Consider the following 17,874-nt stretch of genomic DNA (forward strand, 5'->3'; position numbering starts at 1 on the left):
TGATCACGGCGTGCGCCATCCTCGAACCGCAACCACACAAACTGGACTTCCTGTGTTTCAAACACTGAATTGCCGATCTCTCGGCGGGCTGATCGACGAGCCATCGGGGCAGCCTTTTGGCAGGTAGTCAGCAGGTCTACCGCCGGCGCCCACCGGAGCAGCCGAACAGTCCGTCACGGAAAGCGAATTGGACGCCCGAGCGCCTCGAAGGCAGGGGATATCACCCGTTCGAGTGAACTGCGTTCAGGAGTCGGCATCCGGTCACCAGAGAGTCGTTGAGGAGCGGCGCCTCAGCCCGCGGCCGGGACGTGGAGTCCGTCAGCAGGTGCTGGGCGTTTCCGGAGGTGCTGGTCCGGCCAATATACGGGCGCCGACGGCGTCCAGCCGCAGGTGGCGGCCGGGGCCGGACGGACGGCACCGGCCATGGGCGTGGCGGAAGCCGGGACGGCGGCCAACCCGGTCGTAGGAGCCGGTGGTCGTGTTGCTGTGCCGGCAGACGCGGCCGTCCGAGGCCTGGAGGTCCAGGTCTCCGTTGTCCTGCATGGTCAGGGTGCCGGAGGTGGTCCCGCTCGAGATGCTCTGGCCCGGGTACAGGGCCTCCCCCATGTTGAGGGGGCCGCTGCCCGCCGCCGCGTGAGCGGATGTCGTCAGCGTCAGCGAGCCGAGCACAGCCGCCCCGACGACCAGCGTGCGGATCAGCTTCTTCCTCGGCTTCGAAGTCATCGAAGCTCCCCCTTCGAACTCGGACAGGATGCGGCTGGCAGGCCCCCTCCTCACATCACTGTGGTGGACCGTCTGCGCCCGCGTAACCTGAGAACTCTCAGGGTCGGCAACCAACGCTCGCGGGCCGCGAGCCCGGCGCCGGCTCGGGTGGAACAGCTCGTCGCGATCGGGCCGCGGCCGTCCGCGGCGGGCGGGCCGACGTCGCCCTGCTGTGTGCGACCGAGGACCCCATCGGTCTTGAAAGAAGCGACATCGGAGAGGAGTACCCGGTCGCACTGCTGCCCGCGCACCACCCCCTCGCCGGGCGCCGGGACATCTCCCTGGCTCGTCTGCGCAGCGATCCCGCCCACGCCCCCGAGCGCCCCCAACCAGCGGGTACACCACGGACGACGTCGAGAGTCACGTCGTAGCCGAGCCGGGTGAGTTGGCCAACGAGTCTGCGGGTTTGCCGGGACTTGCGGATGTGGTGGATCAAGCCGTCGGCGCAGGCATGGTGCCGACGTCTGCGAGGCCGGGCCTGCCAGGGCACCGGACTCCGGCTGAGCGACAGCCTCGGCCGGTTGCCGTCAGCCGGAGACTGCCGCCGTCCATCCGCGGGCGACGGTCTGCCTCGCCTTCTCCAGTTGCGCGTCCGTCGGAAACTGCGGCGTTCCCTCCACCATCGGCAGCCGGGCGGCGGCTGCCTTGTCCAGCGTGCCCTCCTTCTGCATGACGTCCATGAGGACCGGGCGGGCATGGCCGTGGAGCCGGAGGTTCTGGCCCTGTGTGCTGAACAGGTACTCCTCCCACAGGCGGGCGGCCGCCGGATGCGGGGCGTCTTTGTTGATCGCCTGCGCGTAGTACTGGGCGAAGCTGCCGTGGAAGGGGATCGCGACCTGCCAGTTCACGCCCTTGCCACGGAGCTGGTTGGCGTAGCCGAGATTGAGGAAGTCCCAGTTGATGCTGATGGGCGTCCGGCCGGCCTCGATCGTGGCTGAGGTGGACTGTGTGGCATTGAAGTTGCCGGTCCTTTTCAGCCGGGCGAAGAAGTCGAGACCGGGCCGGATGTCGTCGAAGGACCCGTTGTTCGCCAGCGCGGCCGCGTAAACGCCGGCGAAGCCGGATTCAGCCCGGGTCGGGTCCCCCTCGAGCGCCACCATGCCGCGGTAGGCGGGCTTGAGCAGATCGGCGAAGGTCCCGGGGCAGGGCCTGACACGCCCGGCGTCGCAGCCGATCGAGATGTAGCCTCCGTAGTTGTTGGCCCAGTGGGCCCCCTGGTCCTTCTGGTTTGCGGGGATCGCGTCCCACGCCTCGACCTTGTACGGCGCGAGCAGGTTCTGCCGAGCCGCCGCCCGCGCGAAAGCGTCGCCCACGTCGATCACGTCGGGGGCCGTCGGCCGGTTCCCGCGGCTGAGGGCGTTGATCTCATCCTGGCTGTGCGCGTACGGATCCTCGACGGTGACCTTGATGCCGTACTTCTTCTCGAAGCCGTCGATCAGGCCCCCGTAGTCGGCCCAGTCACCCGGAAGCGCGATCGCCGTGAGCCTGTCCTCCTTCTTCGCCGCGGCGACCAGGGCACGTATTCCGCCCGCGTTCGCCGCGGAGGCCGCCGCCGACGGCTTCTCGCTCGTGGCGGTCGGCGTGCCTCCACAGGCGTTCAGACACAGTGCCGCGAGGCCGAGGCAGCCGAGCGCGGCCGCGGCTCGGACACGGGGTGTGGTCACGACGGCTCCAGAGGGTGGGGCGGCGCGATCGTGGAGTTGCGGAACTCTCGGGGGCCTGCACACGGTACGGCCGCCGCGTCGGCCCTGTCGTCATCAGGGCCAGCGTACCCACGCCGGGTGACTGCCCAGGTCGGGCAATGCGCGCGGCCTGCTGATAACGCCGCGTCTACTCGCTGGCCGGCAGGTTCGTGCCGAACCTTTCCGCCTTCGGCACAGCACCGCCGTGGAGAGGCCTGATGCTTTCACCGTCCTGTGGCGCCATGGCACGTGCCGTGCCCTGCGCAAGGCGGGTCGTGCGGGTGAGCGGCGGCGGTCGGTCGTGCCATGACTCGGCTTTTTCATGACATCGGTTCTCCATGCGAACCATGGCGGTTCGCCGTGAGCAGCGTGCGGATGTCGTCGGTGAATCCCTCCGCGTCCGTCAGGCCGAAGGCGACCCGTTGGAGCAAGAAGCCGTGCAGCAGTCCCATCACTACCCGCGCACCGTGCTCCGGCTCGACGGTGGCCGGGATGGCGCCGGCCGACTGACTGCGGCGGAGCGCTCCCGCGATGCTGTGGCACACAGCATCGAAGCCCTCGGTGGCGCGGGCCAACACGGCGTCGTTGCGCAACATCTCCGACCAGGTCTGCACGGCGCAGCGCAGCAACTCCTCGACCGGCACCGGAAGCCCCGCTGCGTCGGTGGCCGTCTCGACGCTGAGCGCCGTGAGCGAGGCCGTCGCCAGGTCGGCGATGGAGGCTTCGTCGGTGACTGCGGCCAGCCGCTGGACCGGTTCGAAGATCATTCGGAACGCGTCGCCGGCAATGGTGAGGATGATCTCCTCCTTGCTCGCGAAGTACCGGTACGGCGCTCCGGCCGAGACGCCGGCCTCCGCGGCGATGTCGGGCATCGAGGTCTGGTGGAATCCGTCGCGCGAGAAGCAGCGACGGGCCGCTGCCACGATCTCCGCGCGTTTCGCCTCGCGGCGCTCGGGTGTGAGGCGCGGCATGGTCGGCTCCCTTCACCGTGAACGGTCATTCATCTTGACGGCCCGGTGGCCGCAGATAGACTCTAAAAGTGAATGCTCATTTACGGAAGTGAGGATCGTCCGATGAGTACGAAACTGAGGATCGGCGCCTACACGTACGAGCACACCCGGGCGCTGTTCGACGGCCGCGTCGCCATCAACGGCGTGGACACCGCGTTCGAGACGGCGCCGCTGGTCTCGGACATCTTTCGCCGCACTGTCGAAGGACGCTACGACGTCGCCGAACTCGGCCTGACCTACTTCCTGCGGACCTTCGATCTCGAGGATGCCCCGTTCCTGGCGCTGCCGATCTTTCCGAACCGCAACTTCCGGCACTCGGCGATCTTCGTGAACACGGCAGCCGGGATCGGCACTCCGCAGGACCTCGTCGGAAAGACTGTCGGCGAATTCGCGCTCTACGGTCACGACGCCGGGATCTGGCCCAAAGGGATTCTGTCCGACGAGTACGCTGTGACCCCCGACCAGTGCCGCTGGGTCATCGGCGGCACCAACCACCCCATCCCCGCCTTCGACTGGATCCCCCAGCCCGTGCCGACCGGCGTCGAGATCCGCCATGCAGGGCACGGCCAGACGCTCGGGGCGATGCTCGCCTCCGGTGAGATCGATGCGCTCATCTCGGTCGATGTCCCGCAGGCCGTGCTGGACGGATCCTCGACGATCACTCGCCTGTTCCCGGACTACGAGGCCGTCGAGCGCGACTACTATCGGCGCACCGGGATCTTCCCGCCGATGCACATCGTCGCCGTCCGCAGGGAACTGGCACAGCGGCCCGATCTCCTTCAGGTCGTGTACCGCGCCTTCTGCGAGGCGAAGGATCTCGCCGAGCGCACATACAGGGAGGACGCGGCGAAGCAGCACATGAGCGTGGTCACCCCCTGGTTCAGCAAGCTGTTCGACGAGAACCGGCGTCTGCTGGGCGAGGACTGGTGGCCCTACGGCGTCCGCGCGAACCGCAAAGCCGTCGACACGTTCCTGCGCTACCACCACGAGCAGGGCCTCTCCGAACGTCTGCTCACGGGCGAGGACATCTTCGTTCCCGAGTTCCTCGACACTTAGCGGACCGGTCTGCCCCGCTCTGCCGCGATGTCCGGTGCCAAGGTCCACGACAGCACTCGCCAAACGACATGACTTCTATGGCTTCGAAACGGTGGGAGTCGGTCTCGTGGTCGCGGGCGAGGTGGCGGTGGTGCAGGGGCCGGCCGAAGGTCCGCTCATCCTCGTCGGGCCCGGGCAGCTCGAGGCCGTCCTGGACCGGCCCGCGCCTGCCGGCCTCAAGAGCTGCGTCTGCGACTGGCACCGCCTCACAGTCAGCTGACGCGGTCCACGCAGGCGCGCCAAGTGACCGGAGCGGCAGCGACTGCTTGGACCGGGCGCTGTCACAGGCAACGCGGGCCGGGCCGAACGGCTCCCAGCCCGGCCCGCGGCCGCGGCGAACCGCACAGGGAACAGCCTCTGGCGGCAGTGGCGACGGACCCCCGCCATCGGATTCCCGCTCGCGATCAGCGAGACCCTCCACAACCGGCTCGTGAAACAGAGCAAAGCAGAACATACCGGTCGGCGGGCGCGGGCGCGAACCAACCGTCTATGACAGGTGACCCCCGGTTCCGGCGGGGAAACCGCCGTCACCTACTTGAGGCGCGCTCGTGCATGAGTCGGTCTGCCCGCGGCCTCCCGGGCTCGGCCCGGGAGGCCGCGGGCAACTCCTACCATGGAGCGACGCCCAGACGGGTCCCTTCGCCCCGCCTCGCGGCCCGGCGCCGACGCTGTCCGGGCGACGTCCGGCCGACCCGGGAGCGGCTTGCCCGCCTTGCCGTCGGGTACAGCGATTGAATGAGGATTATCTCTTCAGCGTCCGAAACCCAGTGAAAGCGATGTGTTCGTGACCCGTCTCGACGGCCCAGGCGACGACCGTATGGAGACGTCGGGCGACGGCCCGGACGCCGTCGCGCTGGAGATCGCCGATGCTGTGGAGAGTCTCACGAACCTGTGGTCGCTGGCCGCTCAGGAGGCGGCCTTGCGCCTGTCCCTGCACCAGCTTCGGGCGTTGCGGACGCTACAGACGGCACCTGGACTGAACCTCACCACGCTGGCCGAGCGGCTTGACATAGGGCTGCCCACGGCCAGCCGGCTGTGTGACCGGCTCGAGGCGGCGGGGATGCTGGAACGAACTCTGCACCCGCAAAAGCGCCGCGAGGTCCGGCTGAGCCTCACCACACAGGGACGCCGGGTGCTCGATGATGTGGCGTCGCGCCGGGCAGAGGTGCTGACACTCGCGTTGGAGGCCATGGAACCGGCGGAGCGGTCGGCACTGAGCCGCGGGATGAGGGCCTTTCTCGCCGCTCGGAGCGGGGTGCTGCCCGCCCCGGGAGACCCGCCCTCCGAGCGGTGACGGGGCTCGTTCAGTGGGGCTCGGGGGTGAGCCGTCCGGTGTCGACGGCCCTTCCGGTCCAGTCGACGCAGACGACGGCGGCGTCCGAGGTGAGGTCCTTGCTGCCGAAGTGCTCGATCAGCCCGGCGACGACCGCACGGGCGGTCTCGTGCGGCGGGCTCTGGCGGGTCGCGCCCAGGATCCGGTGCAGCGCGCGTTCCCCGAAGGGGTCTCCGGTCGCCGAGCGGGTGCCGTGCACACCGGTGCTCAGGGCGACCAGGCGATCGCCGGGCTCCACGTGAAAGGTCTGTTCCTCGTACGGGGTCTCCTCGAACATCCCGAGGGGGAGCTGCGCTTCCAGCTCGATCAGCTCGATCCCGGTTTCGCCGACGCGGTACAGCCGGGGGGAGCCGGCGTCGACCGCGCTCACCGTCCCGGTGCCCAGGTCGAAGCGGAGCAGAAGCGTCGAGGCGTACGCCCTGCCGCCGTACTGGGCGTAGACGGCCTGATCCGCCAGGGCGGCCTGGTCGGCGAGGCCGATGCCGGCGCGGCGGGCGTTGCGCAGGGCGCTGACGGCGAGATTGGTGAGCAGGGAGGCGCCGATGCCCTGGCCCATGCCGTCGGTCACGGTGACGGTGAGGTGGTCGGCGCTGGTGGACCAGTCGAAGTTGTCGCCGCCGGTGGCGTAGGCAGGCTCCAGGTGGGCGCCGATGACGTACTCCCGGCGGGCGCAGCCGAGCCCCGGCAGGAGCTGCCACTGCATCTCGGCGGCGAGGGTGAGGCGGCGGGTGCGGCGGGCCCGCAGATAGAGGTCGGTGTCCCGGCCTGCCGTGGCGACCTCGTGCCCGAGGGCCGTGGCGAACTCGCCGAGGCTGAGCAGGGTGGCCGGGTCCGCCGCCGTGGCGGGAACGCGTACGGAAAGGATGCCGAGCCGGTCGCCGCGGACGGTGAGGGGCAGGTGGATCAGCTCGGTGGCCGGGTCGGAGGTGACCTCCACAACCGGCTTCTGGCTGGTGAAGGCGGTGCCCGCAGGGCCGTCGTGAGCGGAGACCCGGTCGCCGGTGTGCGGCATGTCGGTGACCGGCTGCAGGACGCTGAGGCCGTAGTCGGCCAGCAGAAGGGTGACCTCCCGGGCGCCGAAGAGTTCGGCCAGCAGCGTCCCGGCGGTGGCGGCCAGTGCATGGGGCGGAGCGGCCCGGAGCCGGCTCTCCACGGACGGGAACGGTTCAGCGGCATTCACAGCGTCCACCCTCTCGCCCGTTGGGCCTCCACGCTATCGCGGCGAAGGCCCGCCACGGAGCGCGGCAGAGCGAAGCACCACGCTGCGGCCGGGAACGGCATCGGCCGCGTGCCTGTCCGTGCCGCCCGTCAGGACGTCGGGAGCGGGGCGGTGCGGCACAGGAGGAGGCAGACGTCGTCGTCGCGTTCGGACTCGTGGACAAGGGGTTTGAGGAGGGACTCCGCGCTCGCGTCCAGGTCTTCGAGGTCGGGTTCGTGCAGTGCTGCCAGGGTCTGGGCGAGCAACTCGATCCCGACGTCGATCCCTTCGCTACGCCGCTCGACCAGGCCGTCGGTGTAGAGCACCAGTGTCGAACCCGGTTCGATCTCGGTCGTGTGGTCCGCGTACTCGAAGGGAATCGGCACGCCCAGCATGACCCCGGGCTTGTCGTCCAGGACACGCACGGCTCCGCCGGGAGCGCGGACCACGGCCGGCGGGTGGCCGGCGGCGGCCCACGTCACCTGGGGGTCGTCGGGTCTGAAGCGCGCGATCATGGCGGTGGCGTAGAGGTTGGGCTGCTGGTGGCAGAGCATGCGGTGCAGCCGTGTGAGGATCCGGGCGGGGCTGGCCTCCTCGATCGCGTACGCGCGCAGTGCCGTGCGTAGCTGGCCCATGATGACGGCGGCGCGCAGTCCATGTCCGGTGACGTCTCCTATGACGGTCAACAGGCTGCCGTCGGGCTGGAAGAAGGCGTCGTACCAGTCACCGCCGATGTTGAGGCCGCGGGTGGCGGGCAGGTACCGCGCGGCCAGGTGCAGGCCGTCGGCGGCAGGCAGGTCGGTGAGCTGGGCGCGCTGCAGTTCCTCGGCGGTGTCCCGGTGGTGTTCGAAGCGCAGGGCGTTGTCCAGGGCAATGGCGATGCGACGGGCCAGTTCGAGCAGCATGACGCTGGTGTCGGCGTCGAAGCCGTTCTCTGGCGCCGTGAGCGTCAGGACGCCCAGAGATCGCCGCACGGTGAGGGGGACGCACAGCAGAGGCCGGTCCGGCGACAGGGCGGAGGGCGGGAGGTCGTCGGCGCCGGGCAGCTCAGCGGGGTGCGGCCCGGCGTGCTGCGGGCGGCCGGTGCGGGCGGCGGCCACCGCGGCGGCGGAGTGGAGGCTGTTTCCGGCCGCCCGCTCGTCTTCGTCGAACAGCCAGACGTCGACCCGACTCGCGTACTCCGGAATGAGCAGTTCGGGCAGACGGCGCACGATGTCCTCGTGATCGAGCGACGCGGTGACCACCGCGCTGGCGTTGGCGAGGAAGGTCAGCAGGCGTCGTGCCTTCTCCGCCTCACCGCGCGCGACCCGTTCCGCATCCAGAAGTTCCTGTTGGGTCAGCGCGGCGGCGTCCAGTTCGGCGTGCAGGGCCAGCACGCCCTGGTTGGTCTGGTGCAGTTCCTCGCGGTGGAGGCTGAGCAGGTTCTCGGACTCGTCCAGCCTCCGGAGAACCGCCGCCGTCTCCTCGTCCGCTGCCAGTAGGGCTTCGGCCGGCGCGGTGGCGTCCGGGTGCGCCGGGAGTGAGGGGTGTTGTGTCATGGAGCCGGGGCAGGAGAGGACGAGGTGCCAGGACGGGGCCTGTTCCGGGGCCGGCGTGGCCGGCCGTACGACGGCCCGTACGCGCACGGACTTGTCCTGGCCCGGCCGCTGGACGGTGAGGGTGAGTTCGGCGCCGCCTTGGCCGAGGGACTCTCGCAACTGTGCGCTGAGCGCGGTGAGGAAGCGCGCTCGTTCGACCTCGGGCGCGCCCAGCGACGCGGCGAGGTGCGCCACGAAGGCCCGGGCTCGGGCGGCCTCGGTGGCTGTGGTGATCTTTCGGACGTCAGGCGGGATCATGGCGTGGGTCCACGGGGTCGGAGGCCACGACGGCCACGGTGGTGTCGTCGCGCACAGGGCTGGCGGCGCTGCTGGCATCACGCACGATGGTCGCCGCGACCACCGCCGGCTCATGGGTGAGGAGACCGGGATCCTTGGGCGGTACCCATCGGCTGGGCAGACCGTCGCTGTGCAGGACGAGCAGACTGCCCGGCCACCAGGGACGGCGTCGTACGGGCACGGTCGCCGGGAACTGGGCGCCGACGATGCCCGGGTGGGAGATCAGGTGGTCCCAGGAGTCGCCGACATGCAGGCGGGCACCGATGTTGCCGACGCCGGCGAACGCCAGTTCTCCGCTGTCGGTGTCGACTTGCGCCACGGCGACCGCCGCGCCTCGGGTGGGCCGAAGGGCCGGGTGCATGTGACGCAGGATCTCCTCCGGTGGCAGGTGTGCCGAGCGGTACAGCTCATCGACGGCGGCGCTGGACGCCTGCGCTGCCTGGGCGCCGTGGCCGAGGCCGTCGGCGAGCATCAGGGTCAGTCGGGTGCCCGACCGGGCGCAGCTCCAGGCGTCTCCCGAGTACTCGGCCCGGCCGAGGGGTACATTGATCCCTCCCGCCCTCGGGGTCTGCTTCCTCGGTCCTCGACTTGTCCCGGGTTCCTGGTCGACGCGGGCGACTGCGACGGTGCCACGAGGGGTGCTGTACAGGTCGAAATCGCTGGATATGCGCAGGCAGGTACCCAGGCCGGCGCCGAGTGACGCCTCGCTGGTGGTGTACCCGTCGCGGATGGCCGCACTGATGTCGTGGATGCCTGGACCGTAGTCGATGGCTGTCACCTGCACCGCGGGGGTGTGTGTCACGCCGGGCCGGTCGAGGAGGTCGATCAGGACCCGGCCGCCGCTGGCGTGCTTGACCAGGTTGGTGGCCAGCTCGGTAGCGACCAGGGCCGCGACCGCGGTGCGGTGCGGGTCGAGACAGACATCGTTGCTGGCCGCCTCGACCGCCACCCGGACGTCCCGTACGCGGGTGGAGTCGTGCACCGGGATGTCCCAGACGCGTCCCATCACACCCCCGGCCGTGCCGCGGGTACGCCTGTGGTCCAGGCGATGACGGTGACGGTCGTGCCGCAGCCGGGTTCGGTGTCGATCTCGAACTCGTCGACGAGGCGTCTGGCACCGCTGAGGCCGAGTCCCAGTCCGCCGCCACTGGTGTATCCGTCAGTCATGGCCAGCTCGACGTCGCGGATGCCGGGACCGCTGTCGACGAAGGACAGCCGCAGCCCCCGAGCCACACCTCGGGTCAGTGGCGTGACCTCCACGTGCCCGCCGCCGCCATGGACCAGGGTGTTGCGAGCCAGTTCGCTTGCGGCGGTGACCAGCTTCGTCTGCTGCACCAGTCCGAAGCCCAGGTCGGCTGCGCTCTGGCGGACCCGCTGGCGGACCCACGCGAGGTCCGCGTCCGAGTGGATCGGCAGGCTTGTTGTGACGGTGGGGTCGGAGGCCGGCATCACGTTCCCCCCTCGCGTCCGTCCGAGGCGCTCGGCGTGGACGTCCGGTTGAGGAGTTCCAGTGCGCGGTCGACGTCAAGCGCGGTGGTCAGTCCGGGCAGGGTGAGGCCCAGCTCGACCAGAGTGATCGCCACGGCCGGCCGCATGCCGGCGACGACCGTGCGGGCCGCCAGCAGACTGGCGCTCGCCGCGATCTCGGCGAGGATCCGTCCCAGAAAGGAGTCGACGACCTCCACACCGGAGATATCGATGATCATCCCGCTCGCCCCGCTGTCGGCGATTCGGTGGCTGATGTCCTGGTGGAGTTGCTCGGCCGTGCCGTCGTGCAGCTCCCCCTGAAGGCTGACCAACAGGGTCTCCCCCAGCGCCAGGACCGGCACCACGGTCGCGTGGCCCGGGAACGGAGCGGTCACCGCATGCTCGCACGGTCAGACACCTCGATGCCCAGCCGACCGAGGGCGTAGGCCAAGGCGTCGGCGAGTGAGGCGCGGGTGAGGACGGAACTGAGATCGATGCCGAGTTGCACGATGGTCTGAGCGATGGCCGGGCGGATGCCGGAGACGATGCACTCGGCGCCCATCAGCCGCGCCGCGGCCACCGTCTTCATCAGGTGCTGCGCGACGAGCGAGTCGACCGTGGGCACACCGGTGATGTCCAGGATGGCGTACCGGGCCCGCTGGTCCACGATGCCCTCCAGCAGGCACTCCATGACGACCTGGCTGCGGGCGCTGTCCAGCGTGCCGATCAGCGGTACGGCGACGACACCCTCCCACAGGCTTATGACCGGCGTGGCCACTTCGAGCAGTTGCTGCCGCTGCCGTGCGATCAGTTCCTCGCCCGAACTCAGCGCGGTCTGCATCACCACCAGCCGCAGGGTGCCCATGAGGGCCGTCAACGCCAGCAGCCCCTCGGCCGCCTCGGGCGTGGCGGGATCGGAGAACTCGGCCCGCAGCAACTCGGCGACCGGTGGACGCAGGGCGGCCACCTCGTCCGCGATCCGGGCCGGGCTCCACCCCGCCCGGATCCGCGCATCGGACATGCGTCCCAGCTGGTCGCGCGCGCTGTCGAAGCCGGACGAGGCGATGTCCTCCAAGCGTCCGGACGAGGCGACGTCGGACAGTGCGTCCACGACCGCCTTGGACGCCTCGATCGACTCTTCACGCGACACGGTGAACACCGTCCGGAAGAGCGGCGCGTCGGCCCAGCGCTGAGCGATCTGCTCCCGGCGGCGCGCCAGGAAAGTTCCCAGCCGCCGCGCCGTCGACTCGACCGCTTCTTGCTCCGACACCTTCATCGCCTCCTCTGTCAGGGCCGTCGATCGACCACGCCTGAGACGCGATTATTGCCTCATGGCAAACGTTAGCGTCGACGGTCCGGCGCAAACAACACGAGATCGCCACACATCAAGGCGGGCGACCGGCGATCCGGGCCTCGGTCAGATTCCGTGCCAGTCGAGGCAGACGACGAGCGCGTCGTCGTCGGGAACGGAACGACCGCGGTGGCCGGTCAACTCCCGCAGGATGGCGCGCGGGACCTCGGCGGCCGGCAGCAGCCGGGTGGCCTGGATCGCCCGGACCAGCTCGACGTCCCCGTACGCCCGGCCCATGGGATCGGCGACGGCGTACACCCCGTCGCTGACGAAGACGAGCCGGTCGCCGGGCTCGACCTGGAACTCCTGCGCCACATAGTCGGTCTCCTCGAACATGCCCAGCGGAAGCTGCGCCTCGAAGGCGACGTGCTCCACCCTGCCGCCGCGCAGCCGCAGCATCTGCGGCGAGCCGGCGTCCACGACCTTGGCCCGGCCCGTCGTGAGATCGAAGTCGAACATCAGCACAGACAGGTAGCAGCGGCCCCGGTAGTGGGCGTACACCGCCTGGTCGGCCAGGGCGGCCTGGTCGTCGATGGCGAGTCCGGCGCGCCGGGCGTTGCGCAGGGCGTTGATGGCCAGGTTCGTCAGCAGGGAGGCTTCTATTCCCTCACCCATGCCGTTGGTGACGTACAGCATCAGGTGGTCGGCCCTGGCGGACCAGTCGAAGTTGTCGCCGAAGATCGCGTACGCCGGCTCCAACTGCGCGGCCAGGTCGTACTCGGGGCGGGAGCAGGAGCGTCCCGGCAGCAGCTGCCACTGCATCTCGGCGGCCAGCGTCAGCCGGTCCTTGCGACGTGCCAGCAAGTAGATGTCGGTGTCCCGCTCGGCGACGACCACCTCATGGCCGAGCGCCTCCGCGATGTCGGAGAGTTCGCCGAGCAGTTCCTGGACCCCGCTCTCCTGAGGCAGGGTCACGGACAGCACGCCCAGCCGGTCCCCACGCACGCTGACCGGAAGGTGCACGCGCACGCGACCGTCGGAGGCGGATTCCACAACTGGTTCCTGGGCACCGAAAGCACGGCCCAGCGCACTGTTGTGCACGGACACCGGCTCCACGGTGTGCGGCAGCGCCGACACGGGCTGAAGCACCGTCAGGCCGTAGTCGGCCATCAGCAGGTCGACGGACTCCGCCCCGTACTGCTCGACCAGCACACGACGGACGGCATCGAGCAACTCATGGGGTGCCGCCGCGCGCAAAGCCCGCTCGGCGGTCACATATCTGTTCACGGTGGTAAATACACCAATCCTTCGGCGGACACTTCCCCGCCTCGCTCGCGACGAGGCCGCTCGGTAGCCGCGCCAAGCCGTCCGAACCATCTGTTGCCGCTGCGGGCGCCTAGTACGCTGGCGACCGTCCCAGTGCCTGCGAGAGTGTGACAGTGGCTGTCTTCCGCCCCCGCCCGGAACCCGTCGAGGTCGCTCGAGTGACCGCGACAGCTGGAGAGTTGCTGGAAGTCCTGTGGGGCCGGGCCTCCACCGCACCGGCGTCGGCGTCGCAGATGCGGGTGCTGCTGACCCTGGAGCACCAGGACGGTATCAACCTGCGCACGCTGTGTGACGCGCTCTCCTCCGCACCCCCCGCCACCAGCCGGCTGTGCGACCGGCTGGTCGCAGCCGGCTTCGTCGAGCGCGCGGTCGGCGAGGAGGACCGGCGTGAGGTCCGGTTGCACCTCAGCAACCGGGGCCGGGCCTTCCTCGACGAGCTGCGCGCGCGCAGGGAGCAGGAGTTGCAGGCGGTGCTGAGCCTCATGCCCGCCGGCAAACGAGCGGCGCTGCTGGAGGGACTGGAGGCGTTCTGCGACGCGGCGGCGCTGCAGATACACGACAAAGGTGCGCAGCACGGCGACCGCACGGCCTGAACGCAAGGCTGCGCGACCGGATTTCCCGACACTTCGGGACGCCGGTGGCCAGCGCGCGGAGCGGTCCCCGCCCACCGGAACATTCCACATCCTTCCCCGTGCGGTACGACACGGCTACTTTGTTGCCCTAGGGCCATTGTTGTCAAACGGCAATGAACGTCTTGAGGGGCTTTCACGGCTTCGGATACCCCCAGACCGCCTTCAGTCGACTGTGGGCCTCGCCTCGCGGTGGAACGCGTCTAATCACAGCCCTGCCGGGTAAGCGGACAAAAGTGCCCATTGAGATCGGAGGTGAGTGATCGTGCTCCCCTTCATGGAGGATGCACACTCGTCCGCCGGCAGCCCTCGCCTCGCCGAGGACGCACGCGGGATCACGCGGACCTTCCTGTCCGTGCTGGAGCCCGACGACTCCAGCCAGGCGGATGCGGTACTTCTCACCGTGTCGGAACTGGTCACGAACGCCATCCGGCACGCGGGCGGAGTCACCGGCTTCGGACTGCAGGCAGACGAGGAGACCGTGACCGTCCGCGTGGCGGACGCCAGCCCCACACCGCCGTACCAGCGCGACACTCCACTGGGGGAGCCCGGTGGATTCGGCTGGCCGCTGGTCCTGGAGCTGGCGGAAGAGGTACGAGTCAGCACACACAGGTCCGGCAAGACAATCGAGGCGGTGCTCGCACTGGCGCGCTGAGTCCAGCGCGGGGTCACCCCACCTCGCCGCTCACTGCGCGAACTTCTCGACAGTCGCCGGGTGCCGGGGCGGGAGAGAAGTTGACGAGGCTGCCGGCTGGGACGCGGAAGAGCAGCGACCGGTTGCCCCACCCCGAGGCGGGCAGCGGGACGGTACAGGTACGGGCGATCGCGAGGGTGACGCCCGGCTCGACCAGGTTCGAGGTGATCTTGGGTTTCTCGGTTCTGGCGGCTTGTGGACCGATCCGCCAGCCCGCACCGTTGGCGCATTGCGTACGTTCGTCGCCGCGCTGCGCCGGGCATTCGAACCCGACCGGCCGCCCCGCGATCCGGCGCATGTCATCGTCTCTCGTCGCCGAAGTGGGTGCCGATGTCACCGAACATCCGTGGCACGAGCCGACCTGGGGCCTGGCCGACCGCATGCTGTACCGCGCATGGGCTTCAACTTCTCTCCCCCGCCTCCGAATCGGCGCTTCCGGATGCGATGCGGCCGGTCGTGGCCGGCTCAGCGGTGTGGGGGGTGGTCGTGCTGGACGCGGGCGGCGGCGCGGACGATGTTGCGGGACATGCCTCCGAAGACGACCGCGTGGAGGGGCTTGATACTCCACCAGTACAGATGGCCCAGCAGGCCGCGGGGGTGGAACAGCGCCCGCTGCCGGTAGCGGACAGGGCCACTGCCGTTGCCGTCCACTCGCATCTCCAGCCAGGCCAGGCCGGGTAGCCGCATCTCGGCGCGCAGCCGCAGCAGCCGGCCGCGTTCGATCTCCTCGACCCGCCAGAAATCGAGCGAGTCACCGGCCCGCAGCCGTCGGGCATCCCGCCGGCCCCGGCGCAGGCCGACGCCGCCGACGAGGCGGTCGAGCCAGCCGCGCGCGGCCCAGGCCAGCGGAAGGGAGTACCAGCCGTTCTCGCCGCCGATGCCCTCGATGACCTGCCACAGTACCTCCGGCGCCACGTCCGCCTCGACTCCTCTTGGCCAGGTCGATGCCCCCTCCGGATGCCTGACCCAGTGCGCGACGCCCGTCCCGCCGCAGCTCAGCACCCCGGTGACCGGGTATCGCCCTGCTGGACGAAGCCACCCATGTGCCAGGGCGCGGCCGGGACGGCGTCGTTCATTCATGACCCCGTTCTCTCGCCAACGCAGCTGCCTGAGCCACCAGTTGGAATCAGCCGGCCCGCCCCGGCGCAAGCGCGTTGTCATTGAGCCAGTCGGCGCCCGGGACTGGCCCTGGGGCATCGGCCCCAGAACGGGACAGGCTTGGAGAGCCGACGAGGAGGGGAGCCAAGGACCGGGAGGTGGAGAGCTGCGTTGGCTGCTGAAACCGCTGCCTCGGCGCCCCCAACCGGTCGCAGTGGCCGCTTCCCGAAGGCGACCCGGAGACTCGATGAAACGTCCAAGCGGCGCGGGCGACGCTACGAGCGTCGGCCGATGCGCGGGCAGGCCAGAACCGGTGGTGGGCCCGTCGCATCCGCGACGGGCCCACCATCAAGTACAGGTCGTCCGTCAGTGGGTGGTGAGCATGCCCTCGCGCAACCGCTTGAGACAGCGGGTGAGCAGGCGGGAGACGTGCATCTGGGAGACGCCGAGGCGCTCGCCGATCTGGGCCTGGGTGAGTTCCTCCACGAACCGCAGGTGAATGATCTGCCGGTCCCGATCACCGAGCTGGTCGATCAGCGGGGCCAGGGTGTGGAAGTCCTCGACCAGTTCCAGAGCCTGGTCCTCGGTGCCGATGAAGTCCTGCAGGGCCGCTTCGCCGTCATCACCGTTGCCAAGGGCTGCGTCCAGGGAGGCGGAGCTGTAGCCGTTGGATGCCAACCGAGCTTCCACCACCTCCTGTTCCGACAGGGACATCAGGCCGGCCAGTTCCGTCACCGTGGGGGTACGGCCCAGACGCGTCTGGAGTTCCTCGGTCGCCCGGGCCAGCTGGGTCCGGGCCTCCTGCAGCCGGCGCGGCACGTGCACGGCCCAGGTGGTGTCCCGGAAGAACCGCTTGATCTCGCCCACGATGTAGGGAATGGCGAAGGAGGTGAACTCCACCTCACGGGACAGCTCGAACCGGTCGATCGCCTTGATCAGTCCGATCATGCCGGTCTGGACGATGTCCTCGGCCTCCTGCGGCCCCCGGCTGCGGAACCGGCCCGCCGCGTAGCGGACCAGGGACATGTTCATCTCGATCAGCGTGTTCCGCGCGTACTGGTACTCATGCGTGCCTTCCTCCAGCTGTTGCAGCTGGTCGAAGAAGAGCCTGGACAGTTCGCGCGCGTCCCTCGGCGTCACCTGGGAGGGAGCCGCGACCTCCGGCAGCTCCGTCGTCTGGGTGTGCGTCGCCGTGGTGTCCATGAGCGTCATCTCTGTATCCCTCCCGACCTGGAACCAACCAGAACGCCGGCCACCGGTAGCAGTCGGCAGTCGCGCTGCTACCCCAAGATCGTCATGTCATTCCTGCCCTCACACAGACCGCCCGCGGCCGCAAGTGCGCGGGCCGCGCCGACTCGCCCGTACAGACGAACCGCGTCGGACAGCAGGACTGGGGGGGCTTCGCCCAGCACTTGTGCCGGGCGTTACGAAAGAATCGAGGCCGCCGGCGGGACCGCCTCGCCCGCGCCGCCGACAGGCCCGGCCGGACATCCGGCCGAGCCCTGGCCGCCGGCACACCGGCGGGTGTCGCGGCCAGGTCACCACCTGTACCAGCGGCTGCGGCCACCGCCGGGACCGACGGAGCGGACGGCGAACCCGAGCAGCCACACCACCAGCACGAAGACCGCGACCCACCACAGGATCTTCAGAGCGAAACCGGCACCGAACAGCAGCAGCGCCAAGAGCAGAACGAGCAACAGGGGAACCATAGTCACAACCTCCTACAGCCCGTTTTCCCTTCGATTTGTCGATCATGCACCCCGAGTGCCTCGCTTACGGAGGATGACCGAGAGTCGGCGAGAACCCATCCCTAAGACGGCACCGCTACAGGAGGCGGATTCACCATGGCGTCCGGCGAAACGACGTCTTCAAAGACCGGCACCGTTCTGCCCGCGTGGAGTGGCCACCAGGCCGATGCCCAGCGGTGAGACGGCCACGGTCAGTGTAAAGAGGATGAAGATGCCGACGGTCGTCGTTTCCGTACAACCGGGAAGGCCAAGTCGCCCAACCGCGCGAGCAAGTCCCCGCGTGGGCTCGCCCCCGGGGTGTCACGCTTGCGCGGCTTCTCGTGAGGCCGGATTTCCGGCAGGTGCGGAGGCTGTGTGCTGCCGCCGCGAGTTCGTGTGTTCAGGGTCGGACGACGCGGGCGACCGGCATCTCCACGAGGTCGGGGAGTCCGTCGCTGTCGGTGGACAGGCTCAGCTCGCGCCAGGCGGCGTCCTCATGCGCGCACGTGAACGCGCCGACCGTCGCGACACAGTCTTCGCGCAGGTGCGGTACCGGGAGTGCGGAGGAGCCTTCCTCGACGAGGTAGTCGTAGAACAGCCGCACCGGCACCAGCCGGGCCGCCCGCCGTGACCGGCACTCGATTCTCGACACCAGCACCGGCACGGGGATCGCCGCTCAATACCTGCT

General features: G+C 69.7%; 19 protein-coding genes and 2 pseudogenes. 6 read left to right on the forward strand and 15 right to left on the reverse strand.

Features of this window, described 5'->3' with window-relative positions:
* Positions 1–318 precede the first annotated feature (318 nt).
* Positions 319–723, reverse strand: coding sequence for a hypothetical protein (locus tag GQF42_RS03125; RefSeq protein ID WP_158917393.1), 405 nt, complete (start codon positions 721–723; stop codon positions 319–321).
* A 182-nt stretch (positions 724–905) separates the two neighbouring features.
* Here GQF42_RS03125 and GQF42_RS47580 point away from each other — a divergent pair.
* Positions 906–1,133 (forward strand): annotated as a pseudogene (locus GQF42_RS47580) (LysR substrate-binding domain-containing protein); the annotation flags it as partial.
* 156 nt (positions 1,134–1,289) lie between these two features.
* On the opposite strand, the gene GQF42_RS03135 reads toward GQF42_RS47580, so the two are convergent.
* Together GQF42_RS03135 and GQF42_RS03140 are read right to left on the reverse strand one after the other, a co-directional pair.
* Positions 1,290–2,426: an ABC transporter substrate-binding protein gene (locus GQF42_RS03135; RefSeq protein WP_158917395.1), complete on the reverse strand. Its 1,137-nt coding sequence runs from the start codon at positions 2,424–2,426 to the stop codon at positions 1,290–1,292.
* 338 nt (positions 2,427–2,764) lie between these two features.
* A complete protein-coding gene (locus GQF42_RS03140) occupies positions 2,765–3,415 on the reverse strand; it encodes a TetR/AcrR family transcriptional regulator (protein ID WP_158917397.1) in 651 nt (216 codons plus the stop codon).
* A gap of 102 nt (positions 3,416–3,517) precedes the next feature.
* On the opposite strand from GQF42_RS03140, the gene GQF42_RS03145 reads away from it, so the two are divergent.
* The 3 genes from GQF42_RS03145 to GQF42_RS03155 all read left to right on the forward strand — a co-directional run bounded on the left by GQF42_RS03145 (position 3,518) and on the right by GQF42_RS03155 (position 5,843).
* Complete coding sequence (locus GQF42_RS03145) at positions 3,518–4,510, forward strand: substrate-binding domain-containing protein (RefSeq protein ID WP_158917399.1); 993 nt, start codon at positions 3,518–3,520, stop codon at positions 4,508–4,510.
* 91 nt (positions 4,511–4,601) lie between these two features.
* A complete protein-coding gene (locus tag GQF42_RS03150) occupies positions 4,602–4,769 on the forward strand; it encodes a hypothetical protein (protein WP_158917401.1) in 168 nt (55 codons plus the stop codon).
* A 564-nt stretch (positions 4,770–5,333) separates the two neighbouring features.
* Complete coding sequence (locus GQF42_RS03155; protein WP_158917403.1) at positions 5,334–5,843, forward strand: MarR family winged helix-turn-helix transcriptional regulator; 510 nt, start codon at positions 5,334–5,336, stop codon at positions 5,841–5,843.
* A gap of 10 nt (positions 5,844–5,853) precedes the next feature.
* Here GQF42_RS03155 and GQF42_RS03160 read toward each other — a convergent pair whose 3' ends face one another.
* The 7 genes from GQF42_RS03160 to GQF42_RS03190 form a co-directional block, all read right to left on the reverse strand.
* Complete coding sequence (locus GQF42_RS03160; protein ID WP_158917405.1) at positions 5,854–7,071, reverse strand: PP2C family protein-serine/threonine phosphatase; 1,218 nt, start codon at positions 7,069–7,071, stop codon at positions 5,854–5,856.
* Positions 7,072–7,190: 119 nt separating this feature from the next.
* Positions 7,191–8,915: a PP2C family protein-serine/threonine phosphatase gene (locus GQF42_RS03165; RefSeq protein ID WP_158917407.1), complete on the reverse strand. Its 1,725-nt coding sequence runs from the start codon at positions 8,913–8,915 to the stop codon at positions 7,191–7,193.
* Positions 8,902–9,960, reverse strand: a complete 1,059-nt coding sequence (locus GQF42_RS03170) for a SpoIIE family protein phosphatase (protein WP_158917409.1) — start codon at positions 9,958–9,960, stop codon at positions 8,902–8,904. Before GQF42_RS03170 ends, GQF42_RS03165 begins: the two co-directional genes overlap by 14 nt.
* Positions 9,960–10,403, reverse strand: coding sequence for an anti-sigma regulatory factor (locus GQF42_RS03175; RefSeq protein ID WP_158917411.1), 444 nt, complete (start codon positions 10,401–10,403; stop codon positions 9,960–9,962). The genes GQF42_RS03170 and GQF42_RS03175 overlap by 1 nt, the downstream gene beginning before the upstream one ends.
* On the reverse strand, positions 10,403–10,816 hold the full coding sequence (locus tag GQF42_RS03180) for an STAS domain-containing protein (protein WP_158917413.1): 414 nt from the start codon (positions 10,814–10,816) through the stop codon (positions 10,403–10,405). The genes GQF42_RS03175 and GQF42_RS03180 overlap by 1 nt, the downstream gene beginning before the upstream one ends.
* Entirely contained in the window at positions 10,813–11,697 is an 885-nt protein-coding gene (locus tag GQF42_RS03185) for an STAS domain-containing protein (RefSeq protein ID WP_158917415.1), read from the reverse strand. Before GQF42_RS03185 ends, GQF42_RS03180 begins: the two co-directional genes overlap by 4 nt.
* 141 nt (positions 11,698–11,838) lie before the next feature.
* Positions 11,839–12,999 (reverse strand): PP2C family protein-serine/threonine phosphatase, encoded by a 1,161-nt coding sequence (locus GQF42_RS03190; RefSeq protein WP_233273204.1) that lies wholly within the window; start codon positions 12,997–12,999, stop codon positions 11,839–11,841.
* Positions 13,000–13,145: 146 nt separating this feature from the next.
* Between GQF42_RS03190 and GQF42_RS03195 the strand changes: the two genes are divergently transcribed.
* Together GQF42_RS03195 and GQF42_RS03200 are read left to right on the forward strand one after the other, a co-directional pair.
* Positions 13,146–13,631: a MarR family winged helix-turn-helix transcriptional regulator gene (locus GQF42_RS03195; RefSeq protein ID WP_199272552.1), complete on the forward strand. Its 486-nt coding sequence runs from the start codon at positions 13,146–13,148 to the stop codon at positions 13,629–13,631.
* A 313-nt stretch (positions 13,632–13,944) separates the two neighbouring features.
* Positions 13,945–14,322, forward strand: coding sequence for an ATP-binding protein (locus tag GQF42_RS03200; protein WP_158917419.1), 378 nt, complete (start codon positions 13,945–13,947; stop codon positions 14,320–14,322).
* A 13-nt stretch (positions 14,323–14,335) separates the two neighbouring features.
* Here the strand turns inward: GQF42_RS03200 and GQF42_RS03205 are convergent, their stop codons facing one another.
* The 5 genes and pseudogenes from GQF42_RS03205 to GQF42_RS03225 form a co-directional block, all read right to left on the reverse strand.
* Positions 14,336–14,659: a hypothetical protein gene (locus GQF42_RS03205; protein ID WP_158917421.1), complete on the reverse strand. Its 324-nt coding sequence runs from the start codon at positions 14,657–14,659 to the stop codon at positions 14,336–14,338.
* 167 nt (positions 14,660–14,826) lie between these two features.
* Positions 14,827–15,270, reverse strand: a pseudogene (locus tag GQF42_RS03210) (DUF2867 domain-containing protein); the annotation flags it as partial.
* Positions 15,271–15,825: 555 nt separating this feature from the next.
* On the reverse strand, positions 15,826–16,671 hold the full coding sequence (locus GQF42_RS03215) for an RNA polymerase sigma factor SigF (RefSeq protein WP_158917423.1): 846 nt from the start codon (positions 16,669–16,671) through the stop codon (positions 15,826–15,828).
* Positions 16,672–16,997: 326 nt separating this feature from the next.
* Positions 16,998–17,168: a hydrophobic protein gene (locus tag GQF42_RS03220; RefSeq protein WP_158917425.1), complete on the reverse strand. Its 171-nt coding sequence runs from the start codon at positions 17,166–17,168 to the stop codon at positions 16,998–17,000.
* A 418-nt stretch (positions 17,169–17,586) separates the two neighbouring features.
* The gene (locus tag GQF42_RS03225; protein WP_158917427.1) at positions 17,587–17,844 is read right to left on the reverse strand and encodes a hypothetical protein; all 258 of its coding nucleotides are present in this window, start codon (positions 17,842–17,844) and stop codon (positions 17,587–17,589) included.
* Positions 17,845–17,874: the final 30 nt, after the last annotated feature.

It is taken from the genome of Streptomyces broussonetiae (assembly GCF_009796285.1).
GTDB classification, from domain to species: domain Bacteria; phylum Actinomycetota; class Actinomycetes; order Streptomycetales; family Streptomycetaceae; genus Streptomyces; species Streptomyces broussonetiae.

Coding starts and splice junctions, on each gene's coding strand:
- GQF42_RS03125 (WP_158917393.1), bottom strand. CDS start 723: ATGACTTCGAAGCCGAGGAAGAAGCTGATCCGCACGCTGGTCGTCGGG.
- GQF42_RS03140 (WP_158917397.1), bottom strand. CDS start 3,415: ATGCCGCGCCTCACACCCGAGCGCCGCGAGGCGAAACGCGCGGAGATC.
- GQF42_RS03145 (WP_158917399.1), top strand. CDS start 3,518: ATGAGTACGAAACTGAGGATCGGCGCCTACACGTACGAGCACACCCGG.
- GQF42_RS03165 (WP_158917407.1), bottom strand. CDS start 8,915: ATGATCCCGCCTGACGTCCGAAAGATCACCACAGCCACCGAGGCCGCC.
- GQF42_RS03170 (WP_158917409.1), bottom strand. CDS start 9,960: ATGGGACGCGTCTGGGACATCCCGGTGCACGACTCCACCCGCGTACGG.
- GQF42_RS03175 (WP_158917411.1), bottom strand. CDS start 10,403: ATGCCGGCCTCCGACCCCACCGTCACAACAAGCCTGCCGATCCACTCG.
- GQF42_RS03185 (WP_158917415.1), bottom strand. CDS start 11,697: ATGAAGGTGTCGGAGCAAGAAGCGGTCGAGTCGACGGCGCGGCGGCTG.
- GQF42_RS03200 (WP_158917419.1), top strand. CDS start 13,945: ATGGAGGATGCACACTCGTCCGCCGGCAGCCCTCGCCTCGCCGAGGAC.
- GQF42_RS03205 (WP_158917421.1), bottom strand. CDS start 14,659: ATGCGCCGGATCGCGGGGCGGCCGGTCGGGTTCGAATGCCCGGCGCAG.
- GQF42_RS03215 (WP_158917423.1), bottom strand. CDS start 16,671: ATGACGCTCATGGACACCACGGCGACGCACACCCAGACGACGGAGCTG.
- GQF42_RS03220 (WP_158917425.1), bottom strand. CDS start 17,168: ATGGTTCCCCTGTTGCTCGTTCTGCTCTTGGCGCTGCTGCTGTTCGGT.